This is a genomic window from Solibacillus sp. FSL R5-0691 (assembly GCF_037974225.1).
Classification (GTDB): domain Bacteria; phylum Bacillota; class Bacilli; order Bacillales_A; family Planococcaceae; genus Solibacillus.
Genome location: NZ_CP150231.1, coordinates 1,165,219 through 1,181,153 on the forward strand (window position 1 = coordinate 1,165,219; position 15,935 = coordinate 1,181,153).

A 15,935-nucleotide genomic window follows, 5' to 3' on the forward strand; every position below is an offset into this window, starting at 1 on the left:
GGAGTGGCCTGTTGAAAAAGTGGTTTGTTTCTATTGTTGTATTGTTCGTGTTTTTGAGTGGTGCGTCACAAATCCAGGCAGCGTCGTACAATAGCTATGTTGTGATCGATGCGGAAAATGGACGGACGTTAATGGGTGTGAATGAACATGCACGCCTGCCGATCGCCAGCCTGACAAAAATCTGGACGGCCCTGGTTGTTTTGGAAAACAGTGAGCTTACCGATGAAGTTGTCGTTTCAAAGGAAGCCTCGCTTGTGGAAGGTTCATCCATTTATTTAATGGAAAACGAGACGTATACGATTGATTACTTGCTTCATGGTTTAATGATGCAATCGGGAAATGATGCTGCTACTGCGCTTGCGGAACATGTTGGCGGATCTGTAGAAGGCTTTGTTCAGCTTATGAATGAGAAGGCCGAGCTTTATCAGTTGAATGAAACAACCTTTACAAATCCTACAGGGCTGCACAATGAAGCCCATCTGTCCTCTGCCTATGACACGGCGAAAATGCTGCAAATTGCAATGATGAATCCCCAGTTCAGAAAAATTGCTTCTACACAAAACTTTTCGGATGGCAGACAGTGGAGAAATAAGCACCGACTGATGCATGAGAAGATAGGAGCCATCGCTGGGAAAACAGGCTATACAAAAGTTGCAGGTCGAACATTGGCAACATACTTTGAGCGGGAACAAAAATCATTTGTTGTCGTTACTATTAATGAAGGAAATGACTGGAATATCCACCGAAACTTGGCGGATTTCATCGACAACAATTTTGAAAAGCAAACGATTGTGAAAAAAGGAAAATACAATGCGAACGGACTGGCCATCGAATTGGATGAACCGTTCCAAATGCTGCTTCATAAGAAAGAACGACCGAACTTTGAACATATTGTTAAAGTTTCACGACTAAAAGGCTCGGATCGAGGGGTTTGGCTTTTATATGCAGATGAAGCGCTCGTATCATCAAAGCTTGTAACAGTAAAATAATCAAAAAGTGAATATCTTTCACTTCAGGATTGAAGTTAAGTCCCCGGCGGATGTCATGGATTCGAAAAGGAGTTCTAAACAAGGTAGTCAGCTTAAAAGCGTCGCTTCATGCGACAACAGCTGACTGTCCTACATCCTGTGGACTTCAAAGCCGTATCCGGATGCAATTACGCAAGGCGCAATTGATTAAGTGCTAAAAGTATGACATAATTTTTAATCGTTAAGGATTTATTTTCGCTCGTATTTGTGGATTACAGCAATAATATTTAAAATTAACAGAGCAGTAAACGAAAAGTGCAAAGGCGAATGCTGATGAAGTATGCGTCTTCGCAGTTTATCAATCAATGAGGTGAACTTATGGAAAGATTACAAAAAGTGATTGCCTATGCAGGCGTTGCATCAAGACGTAAAGCAGAGCAATTAATCGTAGAAGGTAAAGTAAAGGTAAACGGAGTCGTAGTGAAAGAGCTTGGTACAAAAGTATCCAACTCGGATACGATTGAAGTAGAAGGCGTAAAACTGGAAAAAGAAGATAAAGTCTATTTCCTACTATATAAACCACGTGCCTATATTTCGGCAGTTACGGATGATAAAGGTCGAAAAACAGTAACGGATATTTTTAAAAAGCATGTACATCAGCGTATTTTCCCTGTAGGGCGTTTAGATTATGATACGACTGGTTTATTGCTATTAACAAATGACGGCGAGTTTTCGAACTTGATGACACATCCGAAATTCAAAATCGACAAAACATATATTGCGCGTGTAAAAGGAATTCCGACTAAACAAGGTTTAATGAAACTTCAAAGCGGCATTAAGCTGGAAGACGGAAAAACGGCTCCGGCAAAAGTAAGTATGACAAGTTTTGATGAGAAAGCTGGTAAAGCTATTTGTGAGATTACCATTCATGAAGGGCGAAATCGTCAAGTCCGTCGTATGTTTGAAGCAATCGGTACACCTGTTGTGAAATTAAAGCGCGAGCGCTTTGCATTTTTAGATTTAACAGGACTTAGCCCGGGCGAATACCGTCAGCTGACAAAACATGAAGTAAAACTATTACGTGTCTTAGCTGAAACAGGAAAAATTGATTATAACAATTAACAGTTTAAGAGATTCATCAATCATTCTTAAATAAAAGAATTTAAATTTTGTAATAATTTGCTATAATAGGCAACAGTAGTTGCTGAAGTGGAAGGGGGTTTTTTATTTGGAAAAAAAGAAACAACGTTCTGTGACTCGAGGCATCATTTTAACCATTTTAGCAATCGCAATCGGCTATACAGTTTACGCTGCCGTAACGAAAGATAAAATTAATATTGTACAAGCCGGGGCACAGGCGCCTGATTTTGAAGTAGTGGATTTGCATGGAGAAAAGCATAGATTGAAAGATTACGAGGGAAAGGGTGTTGTCCTGAATTTCTGGGGTACATGGTGTGAGCCATGTGAACGTGAATTCCCTGCTATGACTCGTCAGTATGCGGAATTTAAACACCAGGATGTTCAGATTATTGCCGTTAACTTTGCCCAGTCTGAATTCGAAGTCAAAAAATATGTGGCAAATATGGGGATGACGTTCCCGGTTGCAATCGATAAAACGAAGAGTGTTTTCACTGCCTATAATATTGGACCCCTGCCTACATCAATTTTCATTGAACCCGACGGTACAATAGACCGTATTATTACTGGAGAAATGACCGAAGGAGAAATTGTGCAATATATGGAGTCAATAAAGCCGGAATAGGAGTTTTTACGCAATGAATAAACTACTTTGTGAATGCGGGCATGAAAATCCTGAAGGTACAACGCTCTGCCAAAAATGCGGTTCTCCATTATCCGCAGAGGAAAAAAGCAAAAAAATTGCAGATATGCGGTACGAAGGGTCAGCCATACGTTCAAAAACTTATAATAAGTCAATTATCGACAAGATTTGGAATTTTTTCTCGAGTGTAAAAGTTGGAATTACGCTCATTATTATCAATTTAATAGCAGCATCAATTGGTACAATACTACCTCAGGAGTTCTACATAAGCGTAGCGACAGACGCGGAGAAGGAAAAGTACTATTCAGATGTTTATGGATGGTTCGGTGAAATATACTACGCGTTAGGTTTATCGGATCTTTATTCATCCTTATGGTTCCAATTACTTGTATTAATGTTAGGCGTGTCCATTATTATTGCAAGTATTGATAGAGGTATCCCATTACATAAATCATTAAAAAATCAACGGGTTAAACGACATACAAACTTTATGAAGCGTCAGCGAATTATTGGTGAGGGAAAACCAACGGAAATGCCTGAGCAAACGCTTCAGCTCGTTGAACAGTCTTTAAAAAATTTAAAATATAATGTGCGTCGCGAAGATAGTTCCATTTTAGCCGAACGCGGGCGTTTTTCCCGCTATGGTGCATACATTAACCATGTCGGATTGATCGTTTTTCTAATCGGGGTCATGCTGCATTTAGTGCCAGGCATGTACGTGGATGAATCGATGTGGCTTCGCGAAGGCGAGACACGTGCCGTACCGGGTATGGACGGGTATTTCCTGAAGAATGACAAATTTATTCTGGAAACTTACGACAATGTTCCCCAAGGCGAGCAAATCAAACAAGGGGTCAATGTAGTCGCGAAGAATTTCCAGACGGACGTGACATTGTACAAACAAAAAGAAAACAGTGTCCCGGGACAGGCGGAAAACCTGGAAGAAATAAAGCGATACGGAATTCAGGTAAACCATCCGCTAAAGCATGAGGGCTATGCATTTTATCAGATGGATTTCCGGTTGAATGAAATTAAAACAATGGTATTTGATTTAACGAATAAGGAAACAGAACAATCGCTTGGTCAAATCAGCATTGATCTAACAAACCCTCAGGAAGTGTATACACTTGATAATGGTGCACAAGTTCAATTAATGGGATTTTATCCGGACTTTTCAGGATTTAAAGAAGGGGTACCGCAAACTGCGACCCAGACACCGAATAATCCTGCATTTATTTTTAAAATGATTACCCCTGAAACACCGGAAGGAGAGACAAGCTTTGTTGCAATCCAGCAAACACTGGAGCCTGAAGGTGACAATATTTATAAAATGAAGTTTTCGAATGTGGAAACACGCCATATGTCAGGTTTAACGATCCGTTATGATCGGACAATCCCTATTTTAATCGTTGGGGGCATCATCTTTATGATCGGTGTGGCAATCGGTTCGTATTGGAACCATCGCCGTATATGGGTGGAACAGCTGGCAGATGGAACAATACGCTTGGCAGCACATACGAATAAAAACTGGTTTAGTATGAAAAAGGATTTAGATGCATTAACGAAGCATGCTCATTTACCGCAATACGTTGATCAACAGGAAATAGAAAACAATGAACATGTTGAAACAGAAAAGGATGGTAAAACCTTATGAGTTTAATCGATTTAAGCGGTTATTTACTGTACGCTGCATTCATTTCTTACTTGGTTGGTACATTTTTATTTGCAGGCGCAATTAAAGTGAAAAATGATACGGCAGCAGCACGGGCAGATAAATACGGTAGAATTGCTCTTGTTGTTACAATTATCGGGTTTGTTGCACAGTTAGGTTATTTCATTACGCGCTGGATGTATACAGGACATGCACCGGTTAGTAATATGTTCGAATTTACAACGGCATTCGGTATGTTCATCGTATTATCGTTTATCGTCATTTACATTACGTATAAAGTTGCGGCATTAGGTGTTGTTGCATTGCCAATTGCGTTATTGATCATTGCCTATGCCTCAATGTTCCCGACAGAGGTAAGTCCTTTAGTACCATCGCTGCAAAGTCATTGGCTGACAATCCATGTTACAACTGCAGCATTAGGTCAATCGATTTTTGGGATCAGTGCGGTAGCCGGACTTATTTACTTACTGAGAAATGTGAATATGAATGAACGCTCAAAAGAAAGTTTCTGGCTGGAAACAGTCATGTTCTGCTGTGTATTGGTTGTAGGGTTCGTTGTGGCAACGGTTACATTCAATGCGATGGATTATGAAGCAAAGTATGAATATGTTGATACATTGGATCAAGTGAGTACTTCAACGTATTTGATGCCGGCTGTTTTCGGTATGAATGAATATGTGGAACTGTCTGAAGACCGTATGACACCACTATTTGAGCTGCCTGCATTGATCGATGCACGGAAACTAACAACTGTTTTCTGGTCTGTACTATTTGGTACTATCATTTATCTACTTATTCGACTGATTACAAGAAGAAAGATAGCGACAATGTTTCAGCCATTAGTTAAACGGGTCAACTCGACACTGATGGACGAAATTGCCTACCGCTCGATCTTGATTGCATTTCCGGTATTTACATTAGGCGCGCTGATTTTTGCGATGATCTGGGCACAGGAGGCATGGGGCCGATTTTGGGGCTGGGATCCGAAAGAAGTATGGGCTCTTATTACATGGCTGTTTTATGCAGCATTTTTACACCTTCGTCTGTCAAAAGGCTGGGAAGGTAGGAAGAGTGCCTGGCTTACGGTAATTGGTTTCCTTATTATTTTATTCAATTTAGTCGTGGTTAACCTCGTAATCGCAGGATTACATTCATATGCATAATGCGACAAAAAATTAGCTTTTTACTTCAATTTTGATAGTTTCCAATTCTATGCAAAATAATTAATAAACTGTCATAAAGTTAGAAAAGTTCAATCAGAATGATTGGGCTTTTCTTTTCAATCGTTCACTAAAAAGGTACAATAGAGAAGAGAAATAGAGTTTTTGAAAGGGGCAACACCTGTGTCTGAAAATATTTCTGTATTGATTGTGGATGACGAGGATCGAATTCGTCGTTTGTTAAAAATGTATTTAGAGCGTGAGGGCTATACAGTAGAAGAAGCGGAAAATGGAGAACAAGCACTTTCGATGGCACTTGAAAAAGATTATCATTGTATTTTGTTGGATATAATGATGCCTGAAAAAGATGGTTTGGAAGTTTGTGCTGAACTGCGCGAAAAGAAAACAACGCCTATTATATTGTTGACGGCAAAAGGTGAAGAAGCAAACCGTGTACAAGGATTTGAGCTTGGTGCGGATGATTATATTGTGAAACCATTTAGTCCGCGAGAAGTCGTATTGCGTGTAAAAGCAATTTTACGACGTTCAGCAGTATTTTCACCTGTTACAAATGCTTCATCTTCTAAAGATTTAGTTGTGTTCCCGCATTTAACAATTGATCATGATGCGCATCGTGTAACAGCAGATGGAACGGAAGTAAATTTAACACCGAAAGAATACGAATTATTATACTTTTTGGCGAAGTCACCCGATAAAGTATTCGACCGTGAGCAACTATTAAAAGAAGTTTGGCATTACGATTTCTTTGGTGATCTGCGCACAGTGGATACACATGTTAAACGCCTGCGTGAAAAGCTGAACCGTGTTTCTGAAAATGCAGCAAAAATGATTGTGACGGTTTGGGGAGTCGGCTATAAGTTCGAGGTCGTAAATGATTAGAATAGCAACAAGTATTGTCGGGAAGCTATGGGTAACCATTTTGCTTCTCGTTTCATTTGTCCTGTTTATTTTCACAATTTTCATGTTGGAGTTTCTTGAAAACTATCATAACGAGCAGTCCGAGGCTTCTTTAAGACAAACAGCCGCAGCTATAGCGAGTATTATCGATGAGGAAGAAATCGATGATAAGCAGTTTGCCATCATTTCGGAGCTATTGACGGAAACGACAAACGTACTTATCGCCAAAAATGCTGATGAAATATTGTATGCAAGACAAGAAGGCATCAATAAAGAAGAAATTCAGCAAAAAGTCATTAGCAGTGAAGCATTTGAAGAAGTGTATGCATCATCAGAGCCGATCGTAAAGGAACTGACGCTGCCTTCAAACCGGGAAGAAGAGAGCAGTACCAACTATATTGTGCTGGGTTTCCCGCTGAAAAGTGTAGAGGATCTTCATGGGGCAGTCTTTATTTATAAAAATCCAGATGCATTACACCAGACGAGCAATGAAACAACAAAAATTGTTGTTTTAGCAGCGGCTATTGCGTTTATATTGACGACAATTTTTGCATTTTTCCTTTCTTCTAAAATCACGCTTCCATTGCGTAAAATGAGAGAGCATGCATTTGAATTGGCAAAGGGCCGCTTCGATTCTAAAATTGAAACAAAGCAAAATGATGAAATTGGCCAGCTTGCTGTTGCGTTCAATCAGATGGGCCGTCAATTGAAGCATCATCTGGAAGTAATCAATCAGGAAAAGGAACAGTTATCAAGCATTTTAACATCGATGACCGATTCTGTTATTACATTTAACCGTGATAAAACAATTTTAGTGAGCAATCCTCCTGCAGAGCGACTCTTGCAAAAATGGTTCGTTGAAAATGGATTGGATAGCTCGAAGCCCATTCCGGATGAACTTTATCAAATGCTTGACCATGTGTTGAGTTTCGAAGATCAGCTGGATGAAGAGTTTGAAATGGGCAAATCTTATTACAGTATCACGATCAGTCCTCTTTACAGCAGAGATTCCATTCGTGGTGCTGTCGCTGTTATTCGTGATAAAACAGAAGAAACGAAATTGGAAAAGCTGAAATCAGATTTTATCGCCAATGTTTCACATGAGCTCCGGACACCAATTGCAATGCTTCAAGGCTATTCTGAAGCGATTATTGATGGAGTTGTGACAACAGAAGAAGAACGGACTGATATGATCAGGGTCATATACGATGAATCACAGCGTATGAGTCGCCTCGTAACAGATTTACTTGACCTGGCGCGGATGGAATCTGGGCATATGAGCTTGTATAAGGAAGACGTTCCATTAGTGGCGGTTATTGAACGCATGACTCATAAGTTTGACCAGACAGCGAAAGAAAAACATGTGCAGCTGCATATTGAAACGAACTTTTCGGACGAAACGCTTATTTCGATTGATGAGGACCGTATCGAGCAAGTGTTAACGAACTTGATTGACAATGCGATTCGCCATACACCTGCAGATGGATCAGTAACCGTTTCGATAGAAAATGAGCAAAACTACGCTAAAATTCAAATCAAGGATACGGGGCAGGGCATTCCGCAAGATGATTTACCGTATGTATTCGAACGATTCTACAAAGCGGATAAAGCACGTACGCGTTCAAAAGGCGGAACAGGCTTAGGTTTGGCCATTACAAAAAACATTGTGGAAGCGCATAACGGCAGAATATCGGTTGATAGCGTGGAACAGCTAGGAACAACCTTTACATTTTACTTGCCATTACCTTGATAAAAATAGGGTAATGGAATTATGTTAGTCTTAAAAAGTTTATCATTTTGAATTGTTCAAAGTGATAAACTTTTCTTTTTAACTGACTAGATCGTTTGGAAGCGGATGATTAGTTGTAACTTTTTTAATTCGAAAACGACAAATTACGTGAATGGAGGTGGGATGGGTGCAGCAATCCATTTTCCATCGATTATACGATACGTATCATCAGGATGTTTTTAATTTCTTATTTTACTTAGTAAAAAACCGTTCCGCAGCTGAGGATCTTGCCCATGAAGTATACGTTCGTGTATTGAAATCATACGACCGTTTCGAAGGGAAAAGCTCGGAAAAGACTTGGCTGTTTTCTATAGCGAAAAATGTGGCGATCGACTATTTCAGAAAAAAGCAAGTTCGTGATAAGCATGCATTTACAGCGTTTGATTGGGAGACAGAGCAACTTGTAAGCCCAGTCCCTTCACCTGAACAATTTACCGAATTAAATGATCAGCTCCATCAATTACTGGTAGCGTTGGAGGAATGTTCAGGTGATCAGAAAATGGTTATTATCATGCGGTTCATTCAGGAACTTTCAATTCAGGAAACAGCGGAAATATTAGGGTGGACGACCGGAAAGGTTAAGACGACACAGCACCGTGCTTTAAAGAATTTGCGGCTGTTATTGGAAGCGCAAGAAGGAAGGGAGGCGAATCCATTATGAAAAAGGAGCATTGGGATGAAAAAGAGATTGAGCTTTTTCTGAAAAAAGCACCGAAAGTAACCGATCATCGTTCAAAAGATGAGGTATTCAATCGTTTAATGGATGAAGGAGCATTTAATGAAGATCCGCCTCAACTACAGCCAAACACTCAAAAAGGCATTCGATGGGCACCATTGTTCGTTTCTATTGCATCCATATTTATTATTGTTTTGATCAGTGCGCAATTTATAGGTAATAATAATTCGGTCTCTATGCAAAATGAAACATTCGATCTTGCCGATCCGGAAACCGAAGAGAATATGACAATGAGCGCAAAAGAAGATGCATCTACCCAAACTGAACGCTCGATGATTAATAGTTTCTCAACGGAAGCACAGCCAGAGCGGACTTTAGTTTATGAAGACGAGCTGGAGGGCAACACATTATTTACAATTGGTCTTGCAGGGGACGATGCGGAAAGTGTACCTGTAAGCATATTGATTCCAAATGAAGTTGTTGCTGAAAAAACGGGTAAAGAGAATCCGACGTTGCTGGAACTTTATAACACATTCAGTCCTCTGCTGGATGAACAGTCACTTGGCTTTAATGAATACCATCCGTATAAAGGCGAATTGCGTGAGGAAGGGGATAAACTTGTCCATATGTTGCCGGAAGATCACCAATATGATGCGGGTACAGCGTCCTTATCGAATTATCTAGGGTCCCTTATCGATACTTTCAGTGATGCATATACGGAAGTGGAAATAGAAAATACGGCCGGAACACCAATTTACTTTGACCATATTGGTGATGTAAATGAGCCGTTTCTATTAAATGATGAGAACGCTCAATATAATTATTTTATGTATCAGATGCGGAATGGGGCGGTATATTTAAGTCCGAATTTCAGAATGAGCTTTAAAAATGTGCAAGAAGCAATCAAAAATATGACGGTGGAAGCAAATGATATATACAGAACGGTTATATTGCCGGGTGTCTATTTGAAAGTGGAAGTCGCTGATTCCGTTGTTACAATTACATTTGAAGAACCTTTAAATTTGGAGAATTATGAACCTGCTCAAGCAATGCGCATGATTGAAGGATTAATAATGACAGCAGTAAGTTTTGATAAACAGGTTAAATTTGAAAATATCGTACAGGAACAATGGGGCGGTTTTGACTTCACAAAACCAGTAGAGAAGCCGGTTGCGGCGAACCGTATCCATTATGAATTTCAATAATTCAAATAATTTTACTAGGAATTGTAAGCAATGGGCTTTACAATTCCTTTTATTTATATATAATAATAGTTATAGCAAGGTAATTGCTACATAATTTCATATTGATTCATCTTCGGGGCAGGGTGTAACTCCCGACCGGCGGTAATAAAAGTTATAACTTCTGACCATTTACTTGGAGGATGTTATGTCGAACTTTTCGAGCCCGCGAGCCACTTTTTGTGTGCAGGATTTGGTGCAATTCCAAAGCCGACAGTATAGTCTGGATGGGAGAAGGTGAAGGTACGGTCGTCATTTTTTGAAAATGCCGTGCTTTGCAGTACTTATTTCTAATTCCTTATTTGTTAACGGAATACTTTTCGTATACAAAAAACAGGAATGGCTGCAAATGCACACATAGACCCTTTATTTAAGTGTGCCTATTTCTCCCTTATGCTCTAGTTCAGCATAAGGGTTTTTTCATGAAATGATTTGATACGTCCTTTCTTCTTGCGAGATGGAATCAGCAAAGAGGAGAGATTTATATGCAAAAAAGAAGTTTAAAGTTACGATCATTCGTAACAATCGCAATGCTAAGTGGGGTTTCATTTGTACTAATGTTGTTAAACTTCCCACTACCATGGTTCCCGGTATTCTTACAAATTGATTTCAGTGATGTGCCAGCATTGATTGCGGCAATTACGATGGGACCTGTTGCAGGTATCCTAGTTGAACTTGTTAAAAATGTGCTTGACTGGATTTACACAGGGGCTCCTGAAGGAATTCCGGTAGGTCATATGGCAAACTTCGCTACAGGTGTATTATTCATTTTACCAGCTTACTATATTTATAAAAAATTCCCTTCTGCAAAAGGGTTAATGACAGGCTTAGTTGTTTCTACAGTTGTAATGTCACTTGGAATGGCGGCATTAAACTACGTGGCGTTCTTACCGCTGTACACGTACTTACTAGGCTTTGAATATAATATGTACGAAACGATCGTGTTAGGTATTTTACCGTTTAATATTGTTAAAGGAATTATGATGATTGTGGTCGTGACGATGCTTTACCGTACAATGCGTGTATGGATTGAAAATCAGCGCAGACAATATTTAGCTTAATTAAATAATAAATTATGGAGCGATGTCGTAAAAGTGTTAACTTTATGACATCGCTCCTTTTATATTTACTATTACTATTGTCATTCTGTTATAGTGCTGATATGATATTGTACATTGTTAAGAAAATTTGGACGTTTCATTATAACACCATGAAATGACATCTTAGGAGAGAATATGATGGACAAAAAAATACCATTTTCAACCTATGCAGTAATCGGAACGATGCTGTTTGGTATGTTTTTTGGAGCGGGAAATTTAATATTTCCGATTCAAATGGGGCAATTGGCAGGAACGAATTATTGGTTTGCGCTAATTGGCTTTTTAGTTACGGCAATTGGTTTGCCGTTTTTAGGAATTCTGGCAATCGGATTGTCGGGAAGTAATGGATTGCGTGATTTGGCAAGTAAAGTACATCCGGTGTTTGGATTGTTTTTTGCATTGGCTTTATATTTAACGATCGGACCGTTTTTTGCAATTCCACGTACAGCAACCGTACCGTTTGTCGTTGGATTTGAACCGTTTATCGATCCTTCACAGGCAACATTGTGGCTAGCGGTATTCAGTTTTATTTTCTTCACGATAGTTTTTTACTTTTCGTTAAATCCGGCGAAAATAATGGACATTATCGGAAAATACTTAACGCCAGCTTTTTTAATCTTTTTATTTGTATTAATCGGGATTAGTCTGTTTTCACCGATGGGTAAATTCGTGGAACCTGCCGGATCCTATATTAATGAGGCGTTTATGACTGGTTTCAAAGAAGGCTATAACACAATGGATGCGCTTGCTTCGCTTGCGTTCGGTATTGTTGTTATCAATGCGATAAAGCGTACTGGTATTACAGATAAGAAAGAAATTGCGAAAGCGACTTGGAAATCAGGTATTTTTGCAATGGCGTTAATGATGCTGATTTACGGTCTGATTGCTTATATGGGGGCATCAAGTGTAACGGCAATAGGTACATTTGAAAACGGCGGGCAAATTTTTGCTGCGGTTGCCGATCATTACTTCGGCTCATACGGCGCAATTTTGTTGGCGATTATTATTGTCCTTGCCTGTTTGAAAACGAGTATTGGGCTCATCACTTCGTGCAGTGAATTTTTCCATGAAGTGTTTCCGAAGGTCAGCTACAAAACATTTGTAGTAGTGCTATGTGTTGTATCGTTTATCATTGCGAACTTTGGGTTAACGAATATTATTACATATGCAATTCCTGTATTGATGTTCCTTTATCCACTGGCGATAGTGTTGATCATATTGGCGCTTGCAGGACCACTATTCCATTATAAAAAGCCTGTATTTGCGGGAGCCATTTTACTCGTATTCTTTATTAGTATAATTGATGGATACAATGCATTGATCGGTAGTGTACCGGCATTTGAAGTAAGTTTGTTGTCATCTATTTCAACGATTTATGCGGACTACTTGCCGCTTTATTCAATTGGCTTAGGATGGATTGTACCGGCTGTAGTTGGGGCGGTTATCGGATTATGTATTCCGAATCGCAGCGGTGAAGTAAATACGAATTAAAAAATGGGTGTGTAAGAGGAAAAATTTCCTTTTACACACCCGTTTTCTGTTTTAGTGGATATTTTGCTTTTTGAAGTTTCCGCCTTTAACTTCGACTACTTCGTACACCGTCACAAAGGCATTCGGATCGATTTCACGAATGATTCCTTTTATTTTGCTTTCCTCCATTCGGTTAATTACGCAAGTGATTTCTTGGAACTCCTGATGCGAGTAAGCACCGTATACCGTATTGAATGTGGCGCTTCGTCCTAAGCGGTCCCGGATCGTTTCGACCATTTTAAGTGGCTCGTTCGTAATAATTTTGTATGTTTTAGAGCCGCTTAGTCCTTCTTCTACAATTATGATAACTTTCGATGCAATATAGTACGCAATTGCTGATAGCAAGGCACCTTTGAATCCGAAAACAAACGAAACGATAATGAAAACGAAAAAGTTTAAAAATAGAATGAGATCACTTGTACTAAAAGGGAGTTTTCTGGAAAGTAACACAGCAAGCATGTCTATCCCGTCGAGAGCCCCACCATTGCGGAGTGCTAAACCCATACCGATACCTAAAATGATCCCCCCTACAACTGTAATAAGCAATGCATCACCAGTAATGATTGTTGGTACATGGTGCATAAGCGAAGTACCGATTGCTAATGATGCAATCCCGATAACAGAATTGATAGCAAATGTTTTTCCGATTTGTTTATATCCTAAATAAATAAACGGGATGTTTAGTAAGGCGATCAGCAGGCCTAATGATATTGGCGTTAGCTGAGAAATAACGATACTAATCCCCGTGATTCCGCCATCCGATACGTTATTTGGTATTAATACCGCTTCTAATCCATAAGCGGCGATTAAACCGCCAATAATAACAATGATTTTTTGTCCGATTGACTTTGCGATGTCTTGCTTCGACATAAAATTCCCCCTCAATTTGCATGGTAATAATTATACATGAATTTCGGCCGGATGACTTTTCAACGAGTAAATTAACCAACTTTTTGCAAAAAAAATAGCATCAATGTTATATAGTAATGAAATTTTACGTCATTTAATTACGGAATATGTACTGAAACGTAACATGGATTAAAAAACCATTTTAGGAAATGTTCGAATTATGCGATAAGATCGTTCTAAAAAACGTATGTTAGTTTTTGTAACATTGAATTGACAAGGGATATTACATTGGTTTAAAGTAAATGGTAAGAAGAGGGAGGCGAGATGATGAGTCGAGAGTTTCGAAGAGCGATGCCGTTACTGCCGATTAGCATGGTGATGCAGTTAACAGAATTAACGGCTAGACAAATTCGTTATTATGAAGAACATGAATTAATCGTCCCTGCCAGATCAGAAGGGAATCGTAGGATGTTTTCTCTTGATGATATTGATGCATTACTGGAAATAAGAGAGCTACTCGACCAGGGCATTAATATGGCGGGTGTCAAAAAGGTATTTGCAATGAGGTCAAAAGAGTATGTAAAGAAACCTGACGTAGTACGCGTAACAGATACAGAATTGCGTACGATTTTACGAGAAGAAATGCTGCAAGCACAGCGCATGCAAAAGACATCACTACGTCAAGGCGATTTATCGCGTTTCTTTCAATATAAAACTGAGTAGGACCAATTAAAAAGGAGAGTGTTGAAGTATGGCAAATGTAACGGTGAATGGAACAAGCAAAGCGACGAAAGAAAGCATTAAAAAGATTGTGGCAGATAAAAATGTAAAGTTTATTCGTCTACAATTTACTGATATTTTAGGAACAATCAAAAACGTGGAAATTCCGGTAAGTCAATTAGACAAAGCACTGGATAACAAAATGATGTTTGACGGTTCTTCAATTGAAGGTTTCGTACGTATTGAAGAATCTGACATGTATTTGCGTCCGGATTTAGATACTTTCATGATTTTCCCATGGACTGCGGAAAAAGGAAAAGTTGCACGTTTAATTTGTGACATCGCACGTCCGGACGGCTCTCCTTTTGAAGGGGATCCTCGCTCAAACTTAAAAAGAATGTTAAAAGAAATGGAAGACTTAGGTTTTACTAGCTTTAACTTAGGACCTGAGCCAGAATTCTTCTTATTTAAATTAGATGAAAAAGGCAATCCGACATTGGAATTAAATGATGATGGTGGCTACTTCGACTTGGCACCAACGGATTTAGGGGAAAACTGCCGCCGCGATATCGTATTGGAATTGGAGGAAATGGGCTTTGAAATTGAAGCATCACACCATGAAGTAGCTCCAGGTCAACACGAAATCGACTTCAAATATGCCAACGCAGTGGAAGCGTGCGATAATATTCAAACGTTCAAGTTAGTAGTAAAAACAATTGCGCGTAAACATGGCTTACATGCAACATTTATGCCAAAACCATTATTCGGTGTGAACGGTTCAGGAATGCACTTCAACTTATCTTTATTCCAAGGAAGTAAAAATGCATTCTGGGATGAAGGGGAAGACTTACAGTTATCAAAAACAGCGAAACATTTCTTAGCAGGCGTATTAAAACACGTTCAAGGATTTACAGCGGTGACAAATCCGACGATTAATTCATACAAACGTTTAGTACCTGGCTATGAAGCACCTTGTTATGTAGCATGGTCACCAAAAAACCGTTCACCATTAGTACGTATCCCGGAATCTCGTGGTCTATCAACTCGTATTGAATTACGTTCAGTTGACCCGTCTGCAAACCCGTACTTAGCGATGGCTGTTATTTTGGCTGCAGGATTGGATGGCGTGAAAAATGAAATCGAGCCACCAGCACCGGTTGACCGTAACATTTATGTGATGAATGCTGAAGAGCGTGCAGCTTATGGTATTGCTAGTTTACCAGGTTCATTGGATGCAGCATTAGCTACTTTAGCGAAAGATGAAGTAATCATCGATGCGTTAGGCGAACATATTTATGCAAACTTCAAAGAAGCAAAAGAAGTGGAGTTCGATATGTTCCGCACATCTGTACACCAGTGGGAACGCGACCAATATATGAAGATGTACTAAGAGGAAAGCGTTGGGGCTGTAGGCTCCAAGATGTAATATTCCGCGTTTCACAAGGAATAAACCGTCACAACTGCGGTAGTGTACTGCCCCCATACAAGCCATATAAGGAAGACCATTGTTATAGCAAAGGTCTTCTTTTCAA

14 protein-coding genes and 1 riboswitch are annotated in these 15,935 nt (G+C 39.5%); of the genes, 13 read left to right on the top strand and 1 reads right to left on the bottom strand.

Going from position 1 to position 15,935, the window contains the following annotated elements:
- Positions 1–11 precede the first annotated feature (11 nt).
- The 11 genes from MKY51_RS05635 to brnQ all read left to right on the top strand — a co-directional run bounded on the left by MKY51_RS05635 (position 12) and on the right by brnQ (position 12,795).
- The gene (locus tag MKY51_RS05635) at positions 12–989 is read left to right on the top strand and encodes a D-alanyl-D-alanine carboxypeptidase family protein (protein ID WP_339175794.1); all 978 of its coding nucleotides are present in this window, start codon (positions 12–14) and stop codon (positions 987–989) included.
- Between the two features lie 357 nt (positions 990–1,346).
- On the top strand, positions 1,347–2,090 hold the full coding sequence (locus MKY51_RS05640) for a pseudouridine synthase (protein WP_339175795.1): 744 nt from the start codon (positions 1,347–1,349) through the stop codon (positions 2,088–2,090).
- Between the two features lie 106 nt (positions 2,091–2,196).
- Positions 2,197–2,730, top strand: a complete 534-nt coding sequence (gene resA, locus MKY51_RS05645) for a thiol-disulfide oxidoreductase ResA (RefSeq protein ID WP_339175797.1) — start codon at positions 2,197–2,199, stop codon at positions 2,728–2,730.
- A 13-nt stretch (positions 2,731–2,743) separates the two neighbouring features.
- Entirely contained in the window at positions 2,744–4,402 is a 1,659-nt protein-coding gene (locus tag MKY51_RS05650; protein ID WP_339175799.1) for a cytochrome c biogenesis protein ResB, read from the top strand.
- Entirely contained in the window at positions 4,399–5,583 is a 1,185-nt protein-coding gene (ccsB, locus tag MKY51_RS05655; RefSeq protein WP_339175800.1) for a c-type cytochrome biogenesis protein CcsB, read from the top strand. Before MKY51_RS05650 ends, ccsB begins: the two co-directional genes overlap by 4 nt.
- A gap of 180 nt (positions 5,584–5,763) precedes the next feature.
- Positions 5,764–6,480: a response regulator transcription factor gene (locus MKY51_RS05660; protein ID WP_339175801.1), complete on the top strand. Its 717-nt coding sequence runs from the start codon at positions 5,764–5,766 to the stop codon at positions 6,478–6,480.
- A complete protein-coding gene (locus MKY51_RS05665) occupies positions 6,473–8,248 on the top strand; it encodes an ATP-binding protein (RefSeq protein WP_339175802.1) in 1,776 nt (591 codons plus the stop codon). The genes MKY51_RS05660 and MKY51_RS05665 overlap by 8 nt, the downstream gene beginning before the upstream one ends.
- A gap of 166 nt (positions 8,249–8,414) precedes the next feature.
- Positions 8,415–8,948 (top strand): RNA polymerase sigma factor SigX, encoded by a 534-nt coding sequence (locus tag MKY51_RS05670; RefSeq protein WP_339175804.1) that lies wholly within the window; start codon positions 8,415–8,417, stop codon positions 8,946–8,948.
- Positions 8,945–10,168 (top strand): hypothetical protein, encoded by a 1,224-nt coding sequence (locus MKY51_RS05675; protein WP_339175805.1) that lies wholly within the window; start codon positions 8,945–8,947, stop codon positions 10,166–10,168. Before MKY51_RS05670 ends, MKY51_RS05675 begins: the two co-directional genes overlap by 4 nt.
- Positions 10,169–10,272: 104 nt before the next feature.
- Positions 10,273–10,447: riboswitch (FMN riboswitch) on the top strand.
- Positions 10,448–10,689: 242 nt separating this feature from the next.
- Entirely contained in the window at positions 10,690–11,265 is a 576-nt protein-coding gene (locus tag MKY51_RS05680) for an ECF transporter S component (RefSeq protein WP_014824338.1), read from the top strand.
- 177 nt (positions 11,266–11,442) lie between these two features.
- Entirely contained in the window at positions 11,443–12,795 is a 1,353-nt protein-coding gene (brnQ, locus tag MKY51_RS05685) for a branched-chain amino acid transport system II carrier protein (RefSeq protein ID WP_339175808.1), read from the top strand.
- A 51-nt stretch (positions 12,796–12,846) separates the two neighbouring features.
- On the opposite strand, the gene MKY51_RS05690 is transcribed toward brnQ, so the two are convergent.
- Positions 12,847–13,704, bottom strand: coding sequence for a YitT family protein (locus MKY51_RS05690; protein WP_339175810.1), 858 nt, complete (start codon positions 13,702–13,704; stop codon positions 12,847–12,849).
- A 306-nt stretch (positions 13,705–14,010) separates the two neighbouring features.
- Between MKY51_RS05690 and MKY51_RS05695 the strand changes: the two genes are divergently transcribed.
- Together MKY51_RS05695 and glnA are read left to right on the top strand one after the other, a co-directional pair.
- Positions 14,011–14,406, top strand: a complete 396-nt coding sequence (locus MKY51_RS05695) for a MerR family transcriptional regulator (RefSeq protein WP_008408113.1) — start codon at positions 14,011–14,013, stop codon at positions 14,404–14,406.
- Positions 14,407–14,434: 28 nt separating this feature from the next.
- Positions 14,435–15,793 (top strand): type I glutamate--ammonia ligase, encoded by a 1,359-nt coding sequence (gene glnA, locus MKY51_RS05700; protein ID WP_339175812.1) that lies wholly within the window; start codon positions 14,435–14,437, stop codon positions 15,791–15,793.
- Positions 15,794–15,935: the final 142 nt, after the last annotated feature.